Source organism: Actinosynnema pretiosum, from assembly GCF_024171695.1.
GTDB classification, from domain to species: domain Bacteria; phylum Actinomycetota; class Actinomycetes; order Mycobacteriales; family Pseudonocardiaceae; genus Actinosynnema; species Actinosynnema pretiosum.
Genome location: NZ_JAMTCF010000001.1, coordinates 56,606 through 77,860, shown reverse-complemented (window position 1 = coordinate 77,860; position 21,255 = coordinate 56,606). Strand labels below are relative to the sequence as shown.

Here is a 21,255-nt window from a genome sequence, read left to right as displayed (position 1 = left end):
CGGGTCCGGCGGACTCGCGCTCAGGCGGCCCGTGCGACTCCGACTCCGGCGCTGCCCGGAGCCCGAGCGCTGGCCGCCTGAGCGCTGGCCGGAGCCCGAGCGCTGCCCCGGACCTGAGCGTCGAGTCGCCCTTTGCGGCTGACCTGTCCTCGGGTGCCAGTCCGACCCCGGCGGCCAACCCGTCTTCGGGCGTCACCTCGCCCTCGGGTGCCAGTCCGAACCCGATGGGCAACCTGCCCTCGGCCGTGAACCTGCCCTCGGCCGTGAACCCGGCCTCGGTTGCCAACCCGGCCTCGGTGGTGAACCCGTCCTCGGGGGCCGGTGATCACGCCGTCCCGTCTGTTCCGTCCGCCGAGTCTGCTCCGCCCGCCCCGTCCGCGTTGCGACCCCCGTCCGCGTCGCGAGCCCCCTCCACGTCGCGAGCCCCCGCCACGCCACCCGCCCCCTCAACCCCCACCCCTCAGCCCCCCTCCCGCCGCGTCGACGCCCAGCGCAACCGCGCCCGCCTCCTCGCCGTCGCCGAGCGCGAGATCGCCGCCAACGGCGCCGGTGCGTCGTTGGAGCAGATCGCGCGGGTCGCCGGGGTCGGGTCGGCCACCGCGCGCAGGCACTTCCCCACCCGGCGCGCCCTGCTCGAAGCCGTGTTCAACGACCAGGTCGCCGAGCTCTGCGCGCACGCCCACGAGCGCGCCGACGCCGCCGACCCGCGCGCCGCCCTCCTGGAGTGGCTGCGCGAGCTGACCGCCTACGCCGCCCGCGTCCGAGGCCTGTCCACCGCCCTGCTCCGGCACAGCCCCGCCGACTTCGAGGTCCTGCGCGAGAACTGCGCGTCCGACCGGCTGCTCGGCGCGGGCGCCACCCTGGTCGCCCGCGCCGCCGACTCGCTCACCCCCGGCGCCACCTCGGCCGACCTGCTCGACCTGGTCACCGGCATCGCGCTCGCCACCGAGCACCACCCCGACCCGGCGGCCTCGGCCGCGCGGCTGCTCGACCTCGCGGTCGCCGGGATCAGTCCTCGGGGAGCGTGATCGTCCCCGTCGTCGACTCGCGCACCACCAGGCGGCACGGGTGCCGCACCACCCCGCTCGGCCGGGTGCCCTCCAGCGCCCGGAACAGCAGCCGCGCCGCCACCGTGCCCATGTGCTCCAGGTCCAGGTCCACCGTGGTCAGCGGCGGCCTGCAGTCGGTGGCGAACTCCTCCCAGTTGTCGTACCCCACCACCGCCACGTCACCGGGCACCCGGTGCCCCAGCTCGTGCAGCGCGTCGGCCACGCCCACCGCGATCTGGTCGTTGCCGCAGAACACCGCGTCGGTGTCCGGCGCGCGCTCCAGCAGCAGCCGCGCCGCCTGCCTGCCCCAGCGCTGCGACCAGTCGCCGTGCAGCGTCGCCCCGCCGGACTGCGGCAGCCCCCGGTCGGTCAGCGCCTGCCGCAGCCCGTGCGCCCGGTCGCGCGCGGCCCGGTAGGTGCGCGGCCCGGTGATGTGCCCGATGCGCGTGCGCCCCGCCGAGACCAGGTGCTCCACGACCAGCCGCGCCCCGCCCTCGTCGTCGGCCAGCACGGACAGGTCCTCCGGCGAGTCGGACTCGCCGTACACGTACACCACCGGCACCGGGATCTCCCCGGCCAGCGACGCCCGCACGTCGTTGTCGTCGCCCAGCACGATGAACCCCTCGACCTGCCGGGCCAGCAACGTGCTGATGTAGTGCCGCCGCCGAGCCGCGTCACCACGCGCGTCGCACAGCAGCACCGACATCTGCTCGTCGGCGAGCGCGTTCTCCACCCCCAGCAGGATGGGGATCGCGAACCGCCCGCCCAGCTCGTCGGTCAGCAGCCCGATCGTCCTGGTGCGCCCGGAGATCAGCCCCCGTGCGAGCGCGTTCGGCTGGAACGACAGCTCCGCCGCCGCCCGCAGCACCCGTTCGCGGGTGGCGGGCGCGACCTCGGCGCGCCCGTTGATCGCCTTCGACGCGGTCGACACCGACACGCCCGCCAGTCGCGCCACGTCGTTGAGCGTCGTCGCACCAGACCGCCGCCTGCCCATTCGCCAGCCTCCGAAATCGCCAGCCCCCGCACCCGCACGGGCCGAAACCCGCCCCCTGAAACCCTTGCCGGGAGTCCGACAGCGCGCGAGCCCCTCGGGTTCCCCCCGATCCGCAACTGCCCGGCGTACCACCGGTTTCCCGAACTCGGGGCCGGTGCGGTCGCATGGCGGTCGCGGATCGGGGGAAACCGGAGCACCGTCCCGCCACGCCGGGACGACCAGCGCCGATCGGAACGACAACGCTCCCGCCGGAATCCCCGTTCCCGGAAGTTCCCGCCACTTCGGGAATTGTCGCGGCGACACCTCGGGACTCCCGCCCGATCGCCCTCCCCGAGCGGAACGCCGAGTCGCCGCAATTCCTTTTCCCCGTGGGACGCCCGCCCGAGCCCACGAACCGCTCCGCCGCCGCACCGCAGGTCCGCGCGACGCGAGTGGATCACGCCGATGCCCCGCGCGGCAACCGGAACGGATCGAACCGCCACCGGAAACCCTTGTCGAACAATCGAATCGAACACCGACCGGCGTTCGACGCGCACCCCCTGACAATCCGCCGATCGCGCAGCGGGCTCATTGCCGAAAAGGTTTTCGGCTGCGAGAGTGCGAGAGGTGCGCAGGACCGGAACCACCGGTCCGCGGTCCCAGCGGGAGGAACCCGATGACCCTCACGTCGCCGGACACCACCGCGGTCGGCGGTCGCCCCGTCGTGCCCTCGCGCGGCGCGCTGCGACCGCTCGGGCTCGCCGAGGTGCGGCTCGCGGGCGGGTTCTGGGGAACGCGCCAGCGGGTCAACGCGGAGGCCACCCTGCCGCACGCCCGCGCCTGGATGGACCGCCTCGGCTGGACCGGCAACCTCACCGCCGCCACCCGCTCGCCCGACCGCAGGGGCCGCGAGTTCTCCGACTCCGAGGTGCACAAGCTCCTGGAAGCCATGTCCTGGGAAGCGGGACGCGCGCCGAACCCCGCGCTGGAGCAGCAGATCACCGAGCTGACCGCCGCGATCGCCGCCGCGCAGTCCCCGGACGGCTACCTCGGCACCGCGTTCGGCGGCCCCGGCCAGCGCCCCCGCTACAGCGACCTCGCCTGGGGCCACGAGCTGTACTGCGCCGGGCACTTCCTCCAGGCCGCCGTGGCCCGCGCCCGCACGGCGGGGGCGGACGACGAGCTGCTGCGCGTGGCCAGGGGAGTCGCCGACCACGTGTGCGCCGAGTTCACCACCAACCCCGGCGTGTGCGGCCACCCCGAGATCGAGATGGCGCTGGTGGAGCTGCACCGCGTCACCGGCGAGCGCCGCTACCTCGACCAGGCCGCCGAGTTCGTGGCCCGCCGGGGCCGCAGAACCCTGCCACCGCACCAGTTCGGCTGGTCCTACTTCAGCGACGAGACCCCGGTCCGGGACAACCCGGTCCTGCACGGCCACGCGGTGCGCGCCCTGTACCTGGCCTGCGGCGCGGTCGACGTCGCGGTGGAGACCGGCGACCGGGCGCTGCTCGACGCGGTCGCCGCCCAGTTCGACCGCACCCTCGCCCGCCGCACCTACCTGACCGGCGGCATGGGCTCGCGGCACACCGACGAGGCGTTCGGCGACGACTTCGTCCTCCCGGCCGACCGCGCCTACTCCGAGACCTGCGCGGGCGTCGCCACGATCATGCTGGCCTGGCGGCTGCTGCTGGCCACCGGCGACGGCCGCTACGACGACGTCATCGAGCGCGTCCTCTACAACGTGGTGGCCACCGCGATCGGCGACGACGGCCGCTCCTTCTTCTACGCCAACACCCTGCACCAGCGCACCCGCACCGCCGAGCTGCCGGGCGACCGCGAGCAGCTCGGCTTCGGCGGCGGCCCGCGCGCGCCCTGGTTCGAGGTGTCCTGCTGCCTGCCGAACCTCGCCCGCCTGCTCGCGTCCCTCGCCTGCTACACCGCGACCGCCGACGACACCGGCGTGCGGCTGCACCAGTACGCGGACGCCGACCTCGCCACCACCCTGCCCGACGGGCGCGAGGTGGGGCTGGCGGTGCGCACCCGCTACCCCGACGACGGCGTGATCACCGTGCGCGTCACCAAGACCGACGACCGCCCGTGGTCGCTCACGCTGCGCGTGCCCGGCTGGGCCGAGGGCGCGGTCCTGCACACCACCTACGGCCGCCACCCCGCGCCGGTCGGCGACGTCGTGGTGCACCGGAACTTCGTGGTGGGCGAGGAGATCCGCCTCGAACTGCCGATGCGCCCCCGCTTCACCGCCGCCGACCCGCGCGTCGACGCGGTCCGGGGCTGCGTCGCCGTCGAGCGCGGACCCGTCGTCCACTGCGCCGAGTCCGCCGCGCTCGACCTGGACTCGCTGCGCGTGGACACCGGCGTCCCCCCGGTCGACGGGCCGGGAGGCGTCGTGGTGCGAGCACTCCTCGACACCCCGCCCGAACGGCCGTGGCCGTACGGCCCCCCGACCGAACCCGAGGGCGGCGCGCACGCCCCGCTCACCCTCGTGCCGTACCACCGCTGGGCCAGGAGCGGCCCGTCCACGATGCGCGTCTGGCTGCCCCAAGGCTGACGACCTCCCCCGCGAACCGCCCTCAAAGGAGAGATCGGTGAGAAGAACCGGATTACCTGCCCTCCTGATCGCCGCCGCCCTCGTCGCGTCCGGCTGCTCGGGCGGCGGCTCCGGGCAGGACGGCGACGTCGTGCTCACGCTGTGGACCCGCGCGGCCACCGAGTCGCTGTCCAAGGCCTACGCCGAGGCCTACAACGCCACGCACTCCACCAAGGTCGAGGTCACCGCGTACCCCAACGAGGAGTACCCGGCCAAGCTCGCCTCCGCGGCAGGCGCGCGCGCCCTGCCGGACCTGTTCGCGGCCGACGTCGTCTTCGCGCCCCAGTACGCCTCCCAGGGCCTGTGGACCGACATCACCGACCGCGTCGAGGGCTTGGACCACAAGGACCACCTCGCGCCGTCGCACGTGCGCGCGGGGACCTGGGAGGACCGCAACTACGCGCTGCCGCACACCATCGACCTGTCGGTGCTGCTGTACAACAAGGACCTCTACCGCAAGGCCGGGCTCGACCCGGAGAAGCCGCCGGCCACGCTGCGCGAGTACGCCGAGCACGCCAGGAAGATCCACGCCCTCGGCGGCGACGTGCGCGGCACCTACTTCGGCGGCAACTGCGGCGGCTGCGTCGAGTTCACCTTCTGGCCCTCGGTGTGGGCCTCCGGCGGCGACGTGCTGGACGACAGCGGCGAGCGCGCCACCCTGGACTCGCCGGAGATGGCCGGGGTCTTCGAGGTCTACCGCGAGCTCTACGAGGAGGGCGTCGCCGCGCCCGCGTCCAAGGACGAGGCCGGCCCCACCTGGCTGGGCGCGCTGCGCACCGGCAAGGTCGGCATCGGACCGGCCGCCTCGGTGTGGCTGGGCGAGATCGCGGCCTCCGGCGCCGACGTGGGCCTCGCGCCCATCCCCGGCCTCGACGGCGGCGAGTCCACGTTCGTCGGCGGCGACGCGCTCGGCATCGGCGCCACCAGCGAGCACGCCGACCAGGCCTGGGACTTCCTCGCCTGGACCACCGGCGACCAGGCCCAGGTCGACGTGGTCGCCAAGGGCAAGAACGTGCCCACCCGCACCGACCTGGCCGCCAACGAGCACGCCTCGGCCGACCCGCGCCTGGTCACCGCGAACAGCCTGGTGGCCAAGGGGAAGACGCCGTACGCGCGCAACTTCAACGCCTCCTTCAACGATCCGCAGAGCCCCTGGCTGACCGCGCTGCGCGGCGCCCTGTTCGGCCCCGACCCGGCCAAGGCGCTCGCCGACGGCAGCGCCGCCATCACCGCGTCGCTGGAGCAGGGGTGAGCCGGAGGTGACCGCCACGACCACCCGACCCGCCGAGGTGGCGGGCGCGCGCGAGGCGGACCCGCCGCCGCGCCGGAACCGCGCGCGCAGGCTCCGCGCGCTCACCGGGATCGGTTACGCCGCACCGCTCGCGGTGGTGGTCGCGGTGTTCTTCGTCGTCCCGCTCGGCCTGGTGGCGTGGATGTCGCTGCACCGCTGGCCGCTGCTGGGCAAGCCGGTGCTCAACGCCCCGGACAACTACACCCGTGCCGTCGACAGCGACCTGCTGCGCACCGCCGCGTGGTTCACCCTCAAGTACACGGTGATCACCACGGTGCTGCTGTTCGTCGTCGCCTTCGGCCTCGCCCTGCTGGTGCAGCAGCGAAGGCGCGGCGTCGGGTTCTTCCGCACCGCCTACTACCTGCCCATGGCGGTCGGCTTCGCCAGCGCCTCCCTGCTGTTCCTGGGGCTGCTCAGCGACGAGATCGGCCCGCTCGACGACCTGCTGTCCGGGTTAGGCCTGCTGGACGGGCACGTGTCGTGGACCAGCGGCAGCCCGGAGTCCGCGCTCGGCTCGGCCGTCCTGCTGGTGCTGTGGCGCTTCGCCGGGTTCACCATGCTGATCCTGCTCACCGGCCTGCAGGCCATCCCGGTCGACGTCTACGAGGCCGCCCGCGTCGACGGGGCCACCCGCTGGCAGGCGTTCCGGGGCATCACGCTGCCGCTCATGCGGCCGACCATCGCGCTGGTGCTCACGATCCTGGTCACCGGCTCGCTGCTGGCGTTCGACCAGTTCTGGATCCTCACCAGGGGCGGCCCGGACAACAGCACCACCTCGGTGGTCATGGTCATCTACCGGGAGGCGTTCGTGCGCTTCGACCTCGGGTCGGCCGCGGGCACCTCCGTCATCCTGCTCGTCGCGCTGGTCGCGGTGAGCGCCGTCCAGCTCGGCGTCCTGCGCCGCCGGTCGACCTGAGCGGGGGAGAGCAGTGGCGAAGACCCTGGTGGTGGACGACACCGAGCGCGGGCCGCTCGGCGCGCACTGGCTGACCTGCGCGGCGCTGGCCGTGCTGTTCCTGTTCCCCCTGGTGTGGGCCGCTTTCGCGTCGGTGCGCACGGACACCGGCTTCGGCCTGGAGAACTACGCGCGGCTGTTCTCCTCCGAGGACGGCGTGCGGCTGCGGCACGTGCTCAACAGCGCGGTCGTCAGCGCGCTCACCGTCGGCGGCACGCTCGTCGTGTCCACCCTCGGCGGCTACGCGTTCGGCCGCTTCCGCTTCCCCGGCAGGGACGCGCTGTTCCTGCTGACCCTGGCGATCCTGATGGTGCCGTACGCGACCATCCTCATCGCGCTGTACGTGCTGCTGGGCTGGCTGGGGCTGGAGGACTCGCTGGTCGGGCTGAGCCTGGTGCTGACCACGTTCCAGCTGCCGTTCTCGGTGTTCATGATGCGCAACTCGTTCGCGGCCGTCCCGGTCGAGCTGGAGGAGTCCGCGCGCGTGGACGGCTGCACCTCGTTCGGCGCGCTGCTGCGGATCATGCTGCCCGCCGTGCGACCGGGCCTGGTCACCGTGGGCCTGTTCGCGTTCCTCGCCTCGTGGAGCGAGTTCTTCGCGCCGCTGATCCTGCTCAACTCCACCGACAAGTTCACCACCACCCTCGCCGTGGTCAACCTGCGCACCGCCAGCCACGGCGCCGTCGACTACGCCGCCCTGGAGGCCGGGGTGGTGGTCATGGCCGTGCCGTGCCTGCTGCTGTTCGCGTTCCTGCAGCGCAGCTACGTGCGCGGCTTCACCTCGGGCGCCCTGAAGGGCTGACCCGCCACGAGCTTCCGCCGCCGCGAATCCGCCGCCACCGAAGACGAAGGGAATGATCGCAATGACGCGGTCCTGGAAGAGAGTCCTCCTGGCGGTGGCGCTCGGGGTGGTCACGGCGACAGGGGCGGTGACACCGCTGACGGCCTCGGCCGCCGAGACCCCGGACACCGGTGGCGTCTCGGCGGCGGCCAACCCGGCCACGTGGAGCCCGCCGTCGAACCTGGTCACCCCGCTGAACCAGGTGTGGTCGCACCAGGAGAGCACCTACGGCGACCTGTACGGGTTCCGCAACTACGGCTGGGACCAGGTGTTCGCCAACGGCGGCTACCTGAACTTCTGCGTCCGCTGGGACTCCTCGGCTCCCGTGTCGGCCTCGCTGCGCGACAGCATCCACAACAAGCTCGCCCAGCAGTACCGCAAGTGGATCGACGCGATGGTCGGGCACAACAACTGGCCGTACGCCGAGGTGCCGATCAAGGTCGTCGGCTGGGCGGTGCGCGACCGCAACACCCTGCAGTGGAACGACAACTCCGTCGACATCTACGTCAACAACATCCGGGAGAACGCGCCGCAGTGCGCCGAGCCGTGCGGTCGGTTCTTCGTCCGCGACGGCCAGTACCGCAACTGCCCCGGCGGGGTGGCCAGGCACTACGACCAGTCGCTGTGGCTGACCTCCGGGTTCGGCGGCGGCGCGGGCGGCGACTGGGGCCAGCGCATGGGCAGCGAGTACTTCGTCAACAGCCTGAACAGCAACGACGTCACGATTCTCCTGCACGAGATCGGGCACACGTTCGGGCTCGACGACTTCTACGACTGGACGCCCAGCGGGGTCGGCGGGTTCATCATGCTGGCGGGCTCGTCGCCCTCGATCACCGAGTTCGACAAGTGGATGCTGCGCGACTGGTGGCGGCACCTGAAGAGCCGCTACGGACGCTGATCCCCGGCGCCACCTGAGCACGACCACCACCTGAGCAAGGAGGACCACCGCCGCGGTCCCACCACGGCGGGCGTCCCCGCGCGCTCGCGCACGGGGACGCCCGCACCCACCGTCACACGAGAGGTGACGCGAGATGTCCCTGCCCCAGCAACCGTCCCGACGCGCGGTGCTTCGCGCGACCGCCGCCGTCGCCGCCGTCGCGGGCGCGCCCGGCCTGACCGGAACCGCCAACGCCGATACCGCCCATGCCGCACCGGGGACCGCCGCCGCGCGCGCTGACATCGGCGTCTCGGCCGACCCGTTCCCGCTGTCCGCCGTCGCCCTGCTCGCCGGACCGTTCCAGCGCAACGAGTCCCGCACCCACGCCTACCTGAAGTTCCTCGACCCCGACCGGCTCCTGCACACCTTCCGCCGCAACGTCGGCCTCGCCTCCACCGCGACCCCGTGCGGCGGCTGGGAGTCCCCGACCACCGAGCTGCGCGGCCACTCCACCGGGCACGTGCTCTCCGCGCTGGCCCAGGCCTACGCGAGCACCGGCGACGCCGCGTTCAAGTCGAAGTCCGACTACCTCGTCGCGGGTCTGGCCGCCTGCCAGGACCGGGCCACCTCCGCCGGGTTCAACACCGGCTACCTGTCGGCGTTCCCGGAGAGCTTCATCGACCGGGTCGAGGCCCGCCAGCAGGTCTGGGCCCCCTACTACACCCTGCACAAGATCCTGGCCGGGCTGCTGGACGCGCACCAGCTCACCGGCAGCGCCCAGGCGCTGACCGTGCTCACCCGCAAGGCCTCCTGGGTCGCCTGGCGCAACGGCAGGCTCACCCAGGCCCAGCGGCAGGCCATGCTGGGCACCGAGTTCGGCGGCATGAACGAGGTGCTGGCCAACCTCTACCAGCTCACCGGCGACCCGCTGCACCTCACCGCCGCCCGCTACTTCGACCACGCCCAGGTCTTCGACCCGCTCGCCGCGGGCCGCGACGCCCTGTCCGGGTTCCACGCCAACACCCAGATCCCCAAGGCGCTGGGCGCGATCCGCGAGTACCACGCCACCGGCGAGACCCGGTACCGCGACATCGCCCGCAACTTCTGGAACTTCGTCGTCGGCGCGCACACCTACGCCATCGGCGGCAACTCCAACGGCGAGTACTTCAAGAACCCGAACCGGATCGCCTCCGAGCTGTCCGACAACACCTGCGAGTGCTGCAACACGCACAACATGCTCAAGCTGACCAGGCAGCTCTTCCGCACCGCGCCGGGCAGTCCCGAGCTGTTCGACTTCCACGAGAAAGCCCTCTACAACCACCTCCTCGGTGCGCAGAACCCCGACTCGGCGCACGGGCACCACAGCTACTACGTGCCGCTGCGCGCGGGCGGCCAGCGCACGTTCAGCAACGACTACCAGGACTTCACCTGCTGCCACGGCACCGGCATGGAGACCAACACCAAGCACCGGGACAGCATCTACTTCCGCGGCGGCGAGACGCTGTGGGTGAACCTGTTCATCCCGTCCACGCTGACCTGGCCCGGTCGCGGCATCACCGTCCGCCAGGACACCGGGTTCCCGGACACCGCGAGCACCAAGCTCACGTTCACCGGCTCCGGGCACGTCGACCTGCGGCTGCGGGTGCCCGCCTGGGCCACCGGCGCGCAGCTGCGCCTCAACGGCGCGCCCGTCGCCGCGACCCCCGGCGGTTACGCCAGGATCGACCGCGCCTGGGCCACCGGCGACACCGTCGAGCTGACCCTGCCGATGGCGCTGACGCGGGAGAGCGCGCCCGACGACCCGGCGGTGCAGGTCGTCAAGCACGGCCCGATCGTGCTCGCGGGCGGTTACGGCACCACCAACCTCACCGCGCTGCCCACCCTCCAGCCCGGCACGCTCGCCCCGACCGGCACGCCGCTGGAGTACACGGCCACCGCCTCCACCGGCCGGGTCACCCTGGCCCCGTTCTACCGCACGCACCGCCAGCGCTACACCGTCTACTGGCGCGTCTGAACCCTCCCGCACCGCGAAACCCCGCCACCTCAACGAAGAGGAGCACACCATGCGCACCCGAAGCCGGGTGCTCGGGCTCGGCGCCGCACTGGCGCTCGTCACCGCCCTGGCCCCGCCCGCGCTCGCGGCGAACCCGATCATCACCGGCTACTACACCGCCGACCCCGCACCGCTCGTCGTCGGCAACACGATGTACGTCTACGCGGGCCGCGACGAGGCGCCCGCAGGTTCGAGCAACTTCCTGATGCGCGAGTGGCGGGTGCTGTCCTCCACCGACGCCGCGAACTGGACCGACCACGGCGCCAAGGCGACCATCGCCACGTTCCCGTGGGCGGGCGCCGACGCGTGGGCCAGCGAGGTGGAACCGCGCAACGGCAAGTACTACTGGTACACCTCGGTCAACGGCCGGGGCGCGGGCTGGATGGACATCGGCGTCGCGGTCGGCGACAGCCCGCTCGGCCCGTTCCGCGACGCCAAGGGCGGACCGCTGGTCAGCGACAGCACCCCGAACTCCTCGGGCCTGAACATCGACCCGACCGTGTTCACCGACGACAACGGCCAGTCCTACCTGTACTGGGGCAGCTACTGGGCGCCCAGGATGGCCAAGCTCAAGTCCAACATGATCGAGCTGGACGGCCCCGTCACCACCCCGGTCGGCCTGACGAACTTCTGGGAAGCGCCCTGGATGTTCAAGCGCAACGGCCTGTACTACATGGTCTACGCCGCCAACGACACCAACGGCTGCGTGACCTCCTCCAGCTACGCCTGCCAGCGCTACGCCACCGCGACCAGCCCCACCGGCCCGTGGACGCACCGGGGCGTGCTGCTGGGCCAGGTCTCCTCGACCACCAACCACGCGGGCATCGTCCAGTTCAAGAACCAGTGGTACATCGTCTACCACAACGCGAACGCGCCCGGCGGCGGCAACTTCCGCCGCTCGGTGGCCGTGGACCTGGTGAACTTCAACGCCGACGGCACGATCCAGCGCGTGGTGCAGACCAGCACCGGCCCGCCGCCGAACAACAGCCTCGCCAAGGTCCTCAGCGGCGCGAACCCCGTCCAGGACAACCAGATCCAGCAGGGGAGCACCCGATGAGGAGACGACCCCGGCTGCGCGCCACCACGACCACCGCGGCCGTGCTGCTGTCCCTGCTGACCCCGGTCGCGATGGGCACGGCGTCCGCCGCGCAGACCATCGGCTACCCCACCTTCACCGGACCCGCCGTGCCCGCCCCGCCCGTGGGCTACAGCACCGGCGACACCATGAAGGCCATCTACGACGCGGAGAGCGGCGGCACCGACTTCTGGATGGACCGCCTGCTCGCCCGCCCCGGCAACGACCCGACCGGGCCGCTGCTGATGACGCGCGGGCGCGGCGCGTTCATGTACACCCACAACCCGGCGGTGATCGGCTTCGGCGGCAACGCCGCCTACTGGGACAACATCAGCAGCCAGAACGCCTACGCCATCACGGTCAGCGGCACGACGTTGACCGAGCAGCCCGCCTCGCGCTGGCAGGCCCCGAGCCACTGGAAGGGCGTCTACACCGGCGGTTCGCTGCGCGCCCAGGTCAGCAAGTTCATCACCCACAACAACGTCCTGGTCACCAACCTGACCCTGACCAACACCGGCTCCGCCACCACGACGGCCGCCGTGCGCGCCACCTCCCCCTACGCCACCACGGTCAGCGGGTCCGAGCTGACCGGTTCGCGGCAGGTGAAGAACAACCTCACCACCATCCGCCCGCGACTGTCCGGCGACGGCTTCACCGCCGCGTCCGGCGCGCTGGCCCGCGACATCACCCTGGGCGCGGGGCAGTCGGTCACCACCAAGGTCGTGCTCGGCCTCGTCACCGACGAGATCCCCGAGTCGCTGACCGAGTACAACGCCTACCGGGGCCACACCCCGGACACCGCGTTCGGCACGCACGTGCGCGCCTACAACAAGTGGTGGGCCGACAACGTCCCCTACATCGACGTCCCCGACCCGGCGATCAAGAAGAGCGTCTACTACCGCTGGTGGCTGATGCGCTTCAACCACCTGGACGTCGACATCCCCGGCCAGGACTACCAGTTCCCGGTGTCCATCGAGGGCGTCACCGGCTACAACAACGCCATCGTGCTCACCCAGCCGATGCACATCGACGACCTGAAGTACCTGCGCAACGCCGAGTACTCCTACGGCCCCTGGCTCTCGGCCGGGCAGACCGGCAAGAACGCCCGGTTCGTGGACAACCCCGGCGACCCGGAGAACTGGTCGAACTCGTACACCCAGTACATCTCCGAGGCCGCCTGGCGCAGCTACCAGGTGCACGGCGGCCAGCCCGCGATCATCGGGAACCTGGCCCGCTACGCGGAGGGCGACGCCAAGGGGCAGCTCTCCTTCTACGACACCAACAACAACGGCGTCATCGAGTACGACTGGGGCGCGCTGACCGGCAACGACGCGGACGCGGTGTCGTTCCACTGGCGCGAGGGCCGGATGGACCGGGCCGAGACCGCCTACGTGTGGAGCGGCGCGATGGCCGCCCAGCAGGCGTACGCGATGCTCGGCAACACCGCCAAGGCCACCGAGATGCAGGCGCTGGCCGACCGCATCCGCAACGGCGTCATGTCGACCCTGTGGAACCCCAGCCGGAAGCTGCTGGAGCACAAGCACGTGGCGACCAACGCGCACGTGCCGTGGAAGGAGATCAACAACTACTACCCGTTCTCGGTCGGCCTGGTGCCCAACACCGCCGACTACCGCGAGGCGCTGCGCCTGTTCGCCGACCCCGCCGAGTACCCGGTGTTCCCCTTCTACACCGCGAACCAGCGCGACAAGGCGGCGGCGGCCCAGGCCGGGTTCCCCGGCAGCAACAACTTCTCCACCATCAACTCCACCGTCCAGTTCCGGCTCTACTCCTCGGTGCTGCGCAACTACCCGAACCAGTGGATGGGCGCCGAGGACTACAAGAAGCTGCTGTACTGGAACGCCTGGGCGCAGTTCACCGGCGGCAACACGCAGTGGCCCGACGCCAACGAGTTCTGGGCCAACTGGAACCCGAACGCCAAGACCATCGACTACCGGTCCTGGATCCACCACAACATCCTCGGCAGCTCCAACTGGACCGTCGTCGAGGACGTGGCGGGCCTGCGCCCGCGCTCGGACAACAAGGTCGAGCTCTGGCCGATCAACATCGGCTGGTCGCACTTCGCGGTCAACAACCTGCGCTACCACGGCGCCGACCTGAGCGTGGTGTGGGACGACCCGGCCGACGGCGTCACCCGCTACAACGGCGTCCCGCAGGGCTACTCGGTGTTCCTCAACGGCACCAGGGTCGCCACCGTCGACCGGCTCACCAGGCTGGTCTACGACCCGGCCACCGGCGGCGTCAGCCTCCCGGCGGGCGGCAGCACCACCCACAGCGCGCCGTTCGCCGGTTTCCGCGCCCCGCAGGAGGTCCAGCAGACCAGCGCCCGCATGGTCGACGTGCTGGCCAAGGCCGGGGTCGACCTGACCTCGACCACCCCGAACCTGGCCCAGTCCGCCACCCCGTCGGCCTCCTACACCGCCTCCGGGACCTCGCTCGCCGCCGCGATCGACGGCCTGCCCACCAACGAACCCCTGTGGGGCACGGCGGGTTCGCCCAACGCCAGCGACTGGTACGAGCTGAACCTCGGCCAGTCCAAACCGGTCAACGAGGTGCGCCTGCACTTCCGCGACGACCGCTCCGCCAACCGCTACCGGGCGCCCGCCTCGTACGCGGTGGAGTACTACAACGGCAGCGCGTGGGTCGCCGTGCCCAACCAGAGCGCGACGCCGTCGACCCCGCGCGCCAACTACAACAAGGCGACGTTCAGCAGCGTCAACACCCAGCGCCTGCGCGTGCGCTTCACCCACGCGTCCGGCTTCAAGACCGCGCTGACGGAGGTGAAGGCCTACCAGCGCTAGGGAACCGGGGGAGGGGCGTGCCTCGGCGCGCCCCTCCCCGCGCGCTCGACCGGTCAGGCCGAGGGGTCGGGCAGCGGCATCCCCGCCACCTCCCGGCTCGCGGGCACGACCCCGTCGACCAGGTAGGCGTTGGCGATCTCGTCCACCACCGGGTTGCCCATGCCGTACAGGCCGTGGTCGCCCTCGCCGGTCACGGTGATCAGCCGCGAGCCCGCGAACGCCGCGTGCGCGCGCCGGGCGCCCTCGATCGGCGTCGCGCCGTCCAGCTCCGAGTGCAGCATGAGCACCGGCGGCACCCCGCGCCCGTCCAGCTTCGGCAGGGCGCGCGGCTCGCTGTCCCAGAACATGCACAGCTGCACCAGCGGCCACCCGCTGCCGACCAGCGTCAGCCCGCGCTCGTGCGCCCGGTCCGAGTCGCGGATCGCGCTCCTGCGGTCACCGGTCCACTCGCCCTCACCGCACAGCGTGGCCCAGAACGTGGCCCGCATCGCGTCGGGCTCGTCCGCCGCGAGCGCCGCCACGGCCACCGCCGCCGCGACGTCCTCCTGCGCGGCCGTGCCCTGCCCGGTGATCCCCTTGAGCGTCACCAGGAACGTCGCCAGGCCCTCGAAGAGCGCCTTGCTGTACATGCTCTGCGTGACGACGCCGTCGAGCACGGGCGCGGTCACCCGGAACGGCCCGTCCTGCGTGGGCAGCTCCACCGGCTCGCGCACCAGCGCGGCGCGCACGTCCTCGTAGACCCGCCGCACCGACTCGGCGTCCGAGCCCAGGTGGTAGACGTCGTCGTGCTTCGCGGCCCACGGCAGGAAGTGCTCGCGCCAGCTGCGCTCGAACCCGGTGGCCTGCCAGTCGAACGACTTCTGCCAGGTGGTGGTGAACTCGGTGTTCGAGTCGAGCACGAACCGCCCGGTGCGCCGGGGGAACTGCTGGGCGTAGTGCGCGCCCAGCCAGGTGCCGCCCGAGTAGCCGACCCAGTTGATCCGGTCGCGGCCGAGCAGCACGCGCAGCAGGTCGTAGTCGTGGACGGTCTGGTAGGTGTTGATCACCGACCCCAGGTCGCCGTACGCGGACTGGCAGGTGTCCGCCGCGCGCTCGGCGAGGTCGAGGGCGCGGTTCAGGTTCGCCCGGCCCCGGTCGCGCGCGTCCAGGTCGGCGAGCGTGTCCCACGCGCCGTGGCAGGTCACGTTGGTGCTCTTGCCGGTGCCCCGCACGTCGACGCCGATGATCTCCTGGTGCTCGCGCAACCGGGTCTGCCCGGTGAAGTTCGGCGAGGCGGGGAAGTACCGCCCGTCCCCGCCGGGTCCGCCGGGGTTGGTCAGCAGCGACGCGGTGGCCTCGCCGGTGGCCTTCAACCGGCTCACCGCGATGGTCAGGTCCCGCCCGTCGCGCGGCCGGTCCCAGTCGCGCGGCGTCCGGAACGTGGCGCACTCCAGGCCCTGCATGCCTTCCGGCGGTTGGGTGGTCAGCTCCTCCGGGGCGCACAGGTGCCAGTCCAGCCGTTGTCCGGCGTAGCGCTCGGGGATGCCGCCCTGGGCGCTCTCGGCGACCGCGGGGGTCGCCCCGGACACCAGGGCCAGGGCGACCGCGAGCACGAGTCGTTTCCGCACACTTCCCCCTACTTCGAAGTGGTTGTGCCACAAGGGGAAACCATGCCCCAGGGGCATGGTCAACCCCTGCCCCGGCGGCCAGTGCGCTACCCGCGCCGCTCCTCCTGCCCCTCATCGCCGAAGTGCCGCTGCCCCCAGGCGCCCAGCCCGCGCATCGCGGCCAGCAGCTCCTCGCCGCGCGGCGTCGGCGCGTACCGCACCTGCACCGGCGTCGACGGCGCCACCGTGCGCACCACCAGACCCCAGCCCTGCAACTCCTTGAGCCGCAACGACAGCAGCCGGTCCGACACCCCCGGCACCGCGCGCCGGTACTCGGTGAACCGCCGCGCCCCCGACCGGCCGGCGTGCAGCACCTCCGCCGTCCACCGCTTGCCCATCAGCTCCAGCACGGCGGTCATCTCCCCGCACAGCGGGTGCCCCGCCCCGGTCGAGCCCTCGCGCACAGCACTCCCCTTCCGCGCAACCAGCGGGTAAGCGACTTCCCCGCCCCTCGTCAACGCCCGCCAGTCGGGAGAACCTTCCCGCATGACGCACAACCCGGCCGCCACGCCGTTCCAGCTCGGGGCCACCACGCTGCCCAACCGCCTGGTCATGGCCCCCATGACCAGGAGCCGCGCCACCGAGGGGGAACTGGCCACCCCCGACACCGCCCGGTACTACCGGCAGCGCGCGGGCGCGGGCCTGATCGTCAGCGAGGCGATCCACCCAGGGCCGCAGGGCCGCACCTACGTCGACCTCCCCGCGCTGCACACCGCCGAGCAGGTCGAGTCGTGGCGCGCGGTCACCGCCGCCGTCCACGCCGAGGGCGGTCGCGTCCACGCCCAGCTCATGCACGGCGGGCGCATCGGCCCGGCCGAGCTGCGCGGCGGCAGGCCACCGCTGGGCCCGTCCGCCGTCGCCGCGCCGGGAACCGCGCTCACCCGCCGGGGCTGGGTGCCGAACGAGGCGCCCGACGCCATGACCGAGGAGCAGGTCCTGGCCGCCGTCGCCGACCACGCCACCGCCGCCCGCAACGCGATCGCGGCCGGGTTCGACGGCGTCCAGGTGCACGGCGCCAACGGCTACCTCGTGCAGCAGTTCCTCTGCGCCGACGCCAACACCCGGACCGACCGGTGGGGCGGCCCGGCGCGGAACCGGGTGCGGTTCGCCGTCGAGGTCGCGCGCGCGGTCGCCGACGTGGTCGGACCGGAGCGGACCTCGCTGCGGATCAGTCCCGGCAGCACCCTCAAGGGGATCAGGGAGGCGGGGACCGATGAGCTGTACGCGGAGCTGCTCGACCGGCTCGACGGCGTCCTCGGCTTCCTGGACGTGGTCGAGGGCCGGACCACCCGCCCGCTGGTGCGGCGGCTGCGCGACCGGTGGCGCGGGACGTTCCTGCTCAACCCGTTCCAGGACGACGGGGCGGTCGCCCCGCACGACGCGGTGCGCGACGCGCTCGACCTGGGCGCCGATTTGGTGGGCCTGGGCAGGCCGTGGCTGGCCAACCCGGACCTGCCCGACCGGATCGCGCGCGGCGGCCCGTACAACCGGCCCGACCCCACCACCTACTTCGGCGGCGGCCCCCTGGGCTACCTGGACTACCCGCGCCTCGACGGGGTCGCCTGACGGCCCCCGGATGTGTTCTGGGTAACTCTTCTCGCCCGCCGCCCGGACCGCCGGTCCACGGCCGCGTTCCCGCCGCAGCCGCGATCCGCACCGCTGTGAACTGCGGGAAAGCGCTCCCAACCCACCCCGGTGCCGCTGCCCGGCGGTTCTGGCGCGACGCTACATTCCAATCCGTGGAACCGGTCGAGCTGTTCATCAGAGCCGTGGACCTGCTGGACGCCCCCGAGGGGCGGCACCTGGAGGCCTGCTCGACCGCGATAGCCGAGCTGGTCCCGCACCGGGCGCTGGTCGAGCTCAGCGCCGCCGTCCCGCCCATCCGGCTGGTCGGCGACCCCGAGACCAAGGCCGCGTTCACCCCCGCCGTGCTGGCCGACCTGGTCGAGTCCGCGGGCGGCGAGCCGCTGTGGCGCGGCGGGGCCACCGCGGCGGGGCGGCCGTACCGGGTGAGCGTGCTGCGAGCTGAACCCAAACGGGGGACCGCCTCGGTGCTCGTGCTCGTGCACGACCCGGCGGTAGCCTTGGACGAGACCGAGGAGATCGCGGCCCTCCAGGTCGTCGGCGCGCTGTGGCGGCTCCTCGCCACGCACCGCGCCGGTCGCGCCACGCCCGCGTCCCCGGACGCCCCGGACGACGAGCCCTACTCGGCCAGGCTCGCCGCCGCCGCGGGCGCGCAGGTCGCCGCCGAACTGGTGCAGCGGCAGTCCGCGCTGGTCAAGGCCATGCTCGTGGCGCTGCGCTCGTCCCGCTACGACGACCGGCAGGCCCGCTCCGAGGCGACCGGCCTCGCGATGGGCGCGCTGCTCGACCTGCGGGCCGAGGAGCAGGTGCGGCGCGGGCTGTCCGGCGAGCCGGTCGGCGAGGCGTTCGCCGCGCTGCTCGAGGACCTGGAGCCGGTGGTGCGGCGGGCCGGGGTGCGCCTGGAGGTGGACGAGCCGGACGACGGCGGCGACGTGCCGCTGGAGCTGGCCGGGCTCGCCGCCGCCGTCAGCACCGAGGTCGTGCTGCTCGCGCTGGACCGGGACGCGGTCACCTCGCTGCGCGTGGGCTGGCAGGTCGGGGAGGAGCTGGTGCTGCGCGTGCGCGACAACGCGACCACCGGGTTCGACCCGGCGGGCGTGCGCGCGCTGGCGACCAGGGTCGCGCCGGTCGGCGGCACGATCTCGGTCGAGGTCGACCACCGGCTCGGCGCCACCGCGACCGTCGTGCTGCCGCTGCGGCGCGCGCTGGCGGTGCCGGAGGAGGTGCCGGACTTCGGGTTGAGCGCACGCGAGCTGGACGTGCTCAGCCGGGTGGCGCGCGGTCTGCGCAACCGGGAGATCGCCCGCGAGATCCAGCTCAGCCCGGCGACGATCAAGTTCCACCTGGTGCGGATCTTCGAGAAGCTCGGCGTCGGCACCAGGGGCGAGGCCGCCGCGGTCGCGGTCGAGTTCGGCCTGGTCGGCAAGGCGGCGCGGGGTCAGGCCAGCGCGATGGCCTCGATCTCGACCAACCAGTCGGGCTCGTAGAGCTCGGCCACGACCACGGTCAGCGCGGGCAGGTGCTCACCGAGCACCTGCCTGCGCACCTCGCTGCTCAGCTCCCGGTCACCCCGGTCGCGCAGGAACGTGGTCACCTTGGCCAGGTGCTCGGGCCGCATGTCGTGCTGCTCCAGCACGGCCAGCACCCGCTGCCAGGCGTTGCGGCACTGGTCGGCGAACCCGGCGGGCGCGCTCCCGTCGACGTCGGTGGGGACCTGCCCGCTGATGAACAGCACCCGCGAGGCGCCGCTGATCTCGACGCTCTCCGCGTACCGTCCGAGCGGGTCGGAGTGCCGGTGGACCGAAAGCGGCTCGCGCATGGTGGATCACTCCCCGTCGTCGGTCGCCTCCGCACTGTACCCAGTCCGGTGGCGCGCGGGGGCGCTCTCCGGCAGCGGGGCCGGACCGGCGCGGGCCGGACGGCTAGGCGCTGAACGGGTACAGCACGACCTTCGGCACCGACAGCGACACCCACGTGCCCGGCGCGACCGCCGACACGTCGCCGGACAGCTCCACCAGCACCACGCCCACGCCCACGCGCAGGGCGAACGCGTCCGCGTCCTCACCCGGCAGCACCTCGGCGGTGATCGCGACCCCGCCGTCCACGTCGGCCACGGACGACTCCGGCGGTTCAGGCGGCGCGACGACCGACCAGGCCGTCACCTCGCCGGGCACGTCCAGCTCGACCGTGCTCTCGCCGACCTGCGCGTCCTCGCCGGACGACCAGTAGCCGGACGCCGTGTCCCGAGCCCCCGCGAGGCGGAACACCACCTGCCCGGAGCCGGGGTCGGCGACTTCGACGATCTCGACCTTCACACCACACCACCCACGGTCAACCAGCTTCCTCAGGCACAACGGGCCGCGAGTATTCCACGTCCCCGCACGCGAAGCGTGCGGAACCACCGTCCAGCAAAACCGAAGCGCCCAGCCGCACAGGCCAACCCGTCCACCACGCGACGCGAGCACGACGCGGCCCGGTCCACAACGTCAGCCGTCGCCACTGCAACATTCTCCCCCGCACGCGAAGCGTGCGGAACCACTGTCCAACAACACCCGAGCGCCCAGCCACGCACGCCAACCGGTCCGCCAGGTGACGCGGGCGCGACCCGACCCGGCCCGCCGCACTACCGACCTCCGCCAACCAAAGCCGGAACCGCTCCCACACCGCAACTCCACGCCCCGGCGACGACCGCCCGGCCTTCCCACTGCCACCTGCCCTGACCGCTCGCCTCCCAACGGCCATGCCCGAGCCCGAGCCCCCGCCTAAGTCCCGGCCCCCGCCCGAGCCCCGGCCCCCACCCGAGCCCTGGCCCCACCGGAACCCCGCCCCCTCAGAACAACTTCTCCAGCACGATCCCCAACGAGTACTCCACGTGCACCCGCGCCACCTCGGCCGCGACCTCCGCGTCCCGCGCCACCAGCGCGTCCACCAGCTGCCCGTGCTGCCGCGACGACGTCCGCAAATGCTCCTCCTCGTACATCACCGCCAACCGCCGGTTGAAGTGGAACAACCGGTGGTCCCGGATGGTGCGCAGCAGCCGCTCGTTCCCCGACGCCCCGGTGATCAGGTCGTGGAACTCGTCGTTGGCCCGGCTGCGCTCCACCAGCACCTCCCGGCTCTCGCCGGTCATCAGCGGGCGCTGGGCCTCGATCGCCGCCAGCTGCTCCGGGGTCGCCCGCAGCGCGGCCAGGCGCGCCGCGTGCGACTCCAGCGCCGCCCGCACCTCGTAGATGTCGGTGACCTCCTCCGGCGTGAAGGAGCGCACCACCCACCGCCGCCTGCGCGAGACCACCAGCCCGTCGGCGGCCAGCCGCTGGATGCTCTCCCGCACCGGGGTGCGCGAGACGCCCAGCCGCTGCGCGATCTCGTCCTCCACCAGCGGCGCGCCCGGCGTCACCAGGCCGTCGTCGATCTCCTCGCGCAGCGTCCGGTAGACCTCCTCCGAGCGCAGCGGCAGCCGAGGGGTCGGCGTGGGTCCGGTCATGGT

The 21,255-nt window shown here is 72.8% G+C and carries 17 protein-coding genes; 11 read left to right on the top strand and 6 right to left on the bottom strand.

Annotated features, from left to right (window positions below):
- Positions 1–224 precede the first annotated feature (224 nt).
- Positions 225–1,028 carry an SbtR family transcriptional regulator gene (locus LV78_RS00285; RefSeq protein WP_253842480.1) on the top strand — a complete coding sequence of 268 codons (804 nt, stop codon included), beginning with the start codon at positions 225–227 and terminating at the stop codon, positions 1,026–1,028.
- Here the strand turns inward: LV78_RS00285 and LV78_RS00280 are convergent.
- Positions 1,009–2,043: a LacI family DNA-binding transcriptional regulator gene (locus tag LV78_RS00280; RefSeq protein ID WP_301305608.1), complete on the bottom strand. Its 1,035-nt coding sequence runs from the start codon at positions 2,041–2,043 to the stop codon at positions 1,009–1,011. The two genes, LV78_RS00285 and LV78_RS00280, sit on opposite strands and share 20 nt — an antisense overlap.
- A gap of 655 nt (positions 2,044–2,698) precedes the next feature.
- Here LV78_RS00280 and LV78_RS00275 point away from each other — a divergent pair.
- The 8 genes from LV78_RS00275 (at position 2,699) to LV78_RS00240 (ending at position 14,538) form a co-directional block, all read left to right on the top strand.
- Positions 2,699–4,588 carry a glycoside hydrolase family 127 protein gene (locus LV78_RS00275; protein WP_253842479.1) on the top strand — a complete coding sequence of 630 codons (1,890 nt, stop codon included), beginning with the start codon at positions 2,699–2,701 and terminating at the stop codon, positions 4,586–4,588.
- A gap of 37 nt (positions 4,589–4,625) precedes the next feature.
- Positions 4,626–5,879 carry an ABC transporter substrate-binding protein gene (locus LV78_RS00270; RefSeq protein WP_253842478.1) on the top strand — a complete coding sequence of 418 codons (1,254 nt, stop codon included), beginning with the start codon at positions 4,626–4,628 and terminating at the stop codon, positions 5,877–5,879.
- Positions 5,880–5,886: 7 nt separating this feature from the next.
- Complete coding sequence (locus LV78_RS00265) at positions 5,887–6,834, top strand: carbohydrate ABC transporter permease (RefSeq protein ID WP_253842477.1); 948 nt, start codon at positions 5,887–5,889, stop codon at positions 6,832–6,834.
- Positions 6,835–6,847: 13 nt separating this feature from the next.
- Positions 6,848–7,675 carry a carbohydrate ABC transporter permease gene (locus tag LV78_RS00260; RefSeq protein WP_253842476.1) on the top strand — a complete coding sequence of 276 codons (828 nt, stop codon included), beginning with the start codon at positions 6,848–6,850 and terminating at the stop codon, positions 7,673–7,675.
- Between the two features lie 61 nt (positions 7,676–7,736).
- Positions 7,737–8,612: a hypothetical protein gene (locus LV78_RS00255; RefSeq protein WP_253842475.1), complete on the top strand. Its 876-nt coding sequence runs from the start codon at positions 7,737–7,739 to the stop codon at positions 8,610–8,612.
- A 133-nt stretch (positions 8,613–8,745) separates the two neighbouring features.
- A complete protein-coding gene (locus LV78_RS00250) occupies positions 8,746–10,605 on the top strand; it encodes a glycoside hydrolase family 127 protein (protein ID WP_253842474.1) in 1,860 nt (619 codons plus the stop codon).
- A gap of 49 nt (positions 10,606–10,654) precedes the next feature.
- Positions 10,655–11,701 (top strand): glycoside hydrolase family 43 protein, encoded by a 1,047-nt coding sequence (locus tag LV78_RS00245; RefSeq protein WP_253842473.1) that lies wholly within the window; start codon positions 10,655–10,657, stop codon positions 11,699–11,701.
- On the top strand, positions 11,698–14,538 hold the full coding sequence (locus tag LV78_RS00240) for a discoidin domain-containing protein (RefSeq protein WP_253842472.1): 2,841 nt from the start codon (positions 11,698–11,700) through the stop codon (positions 14,536–14,538). The genes LV78_RS00245 and LV78_RS00240 overlap by 4 nt, the downstream gene beginning before the upstream one ends.
- 53 nt (positions 14,539–14,591) lie before the next feature.
- On the opposite strand, the gene LV78_RS00235 is transcribed toward LV78_RS00240, so the two are convergent.
- Positions 14,592–16,145, bottom strand: a complete 1,554-nt coding sequence (locus LV78_RS00235; protein ID WP_253842471.1) for an alpha/beta hydrolase — start codon at positions 16,143–16,145, stop codon at positions 14,592–14,594.
- Positions 16,146–16,231: 86 nt separating this feature from the next.
- Positions 16,232–16,588, bottom strand: a complete 357-nt coding sequence (locus tag LV78_RS00230) for a winged helix-turn-helix transcriptional regulator (RefSeq protein ID WP_253842470.1) — start codon at positions 16,586–16,588, stop codon at positions 16,232–16,234.
- Between the two features lie 82 nt (positions 16,589–16,670).
- Between LV78_RS00230 and LV78_RS00225 the strand changes: the two genes are divergently transcribed.
- Both LV78_RS00225 and LV78_RS41435 read left to right on the top strand, forming a co-directional pair.
- Complete coding sequence (locus tag LV78_RS00225) at positions 16,671–17,750, top strand: oxidoreductase (RefSeq protein ID WP_253842469.1); 1,080 nt, start codon at positions 16,671–16,673, stop codon at positions 17,748–17,750.
- 173 nt (positions 17,751–17,923) lie between these two features.
- Positions 17,924–19,255 carry a helix-turn-helix transcriptional regulator gene (locus tag LV78_RS41435; RefSeq protein WP_253842468.1) on the top strand — a complete coding sequence of 444 codons (1,332 nt, stop codon included), beginning with the start codon at positions 17,924–17,926 and terminating at the stop codon, positions 19,253–19,255.
- Here LV78_RS41435 and LV78_RS00215 read toward each other — a convergent pair.
- The 3 genes from LV78_RS00215 to LV78_RS00205 all read right to left on the bottom strand — a co-directional run bounded on the left by LV78_RS00215 (position 19,207) and on the right by LV78_RS00205 (position 21,252).
- Entirely contained in the window at positions 19,207–19,587 is a 381-nt protein-coding gene (locus tag LV78_RS00215) for a RidA family protein (RefSeq protein ID WP_253842467.1), read from the bottom strand. The two genes, LV78_RS41435 and LV78_RS00215, sit on opposite strands and share 49 nt — an antisense overlap.
- Positions 19,588–19,690: 103 nt before the next feature.
- A complete protein-coding gene (locus tag LV78_RS00210; protein WP_253842466.1) occupies positions 19,691–20,083 on the bottom strand; it encodes a hypothetical protein in 393 nt (130 codons plus the stop codon).
- Between the two features lie 515 nt (positions 20,084–20,598).
- The gene (locus LV78_RS00205) at positions 20,599–21,252 is read right to left on the bottom strand and encodes a GntR family transcriptional regulator (RefSeq protein WP_253842465.1); all 654 of its coding nucleotides are present in this window, start codon (positions 21,250–21,252) and stop codon (positions 20,599–20,601) included.
- Between the last annotated feature and the right edge of the window lie 3 nt (positions 21,253–21,255).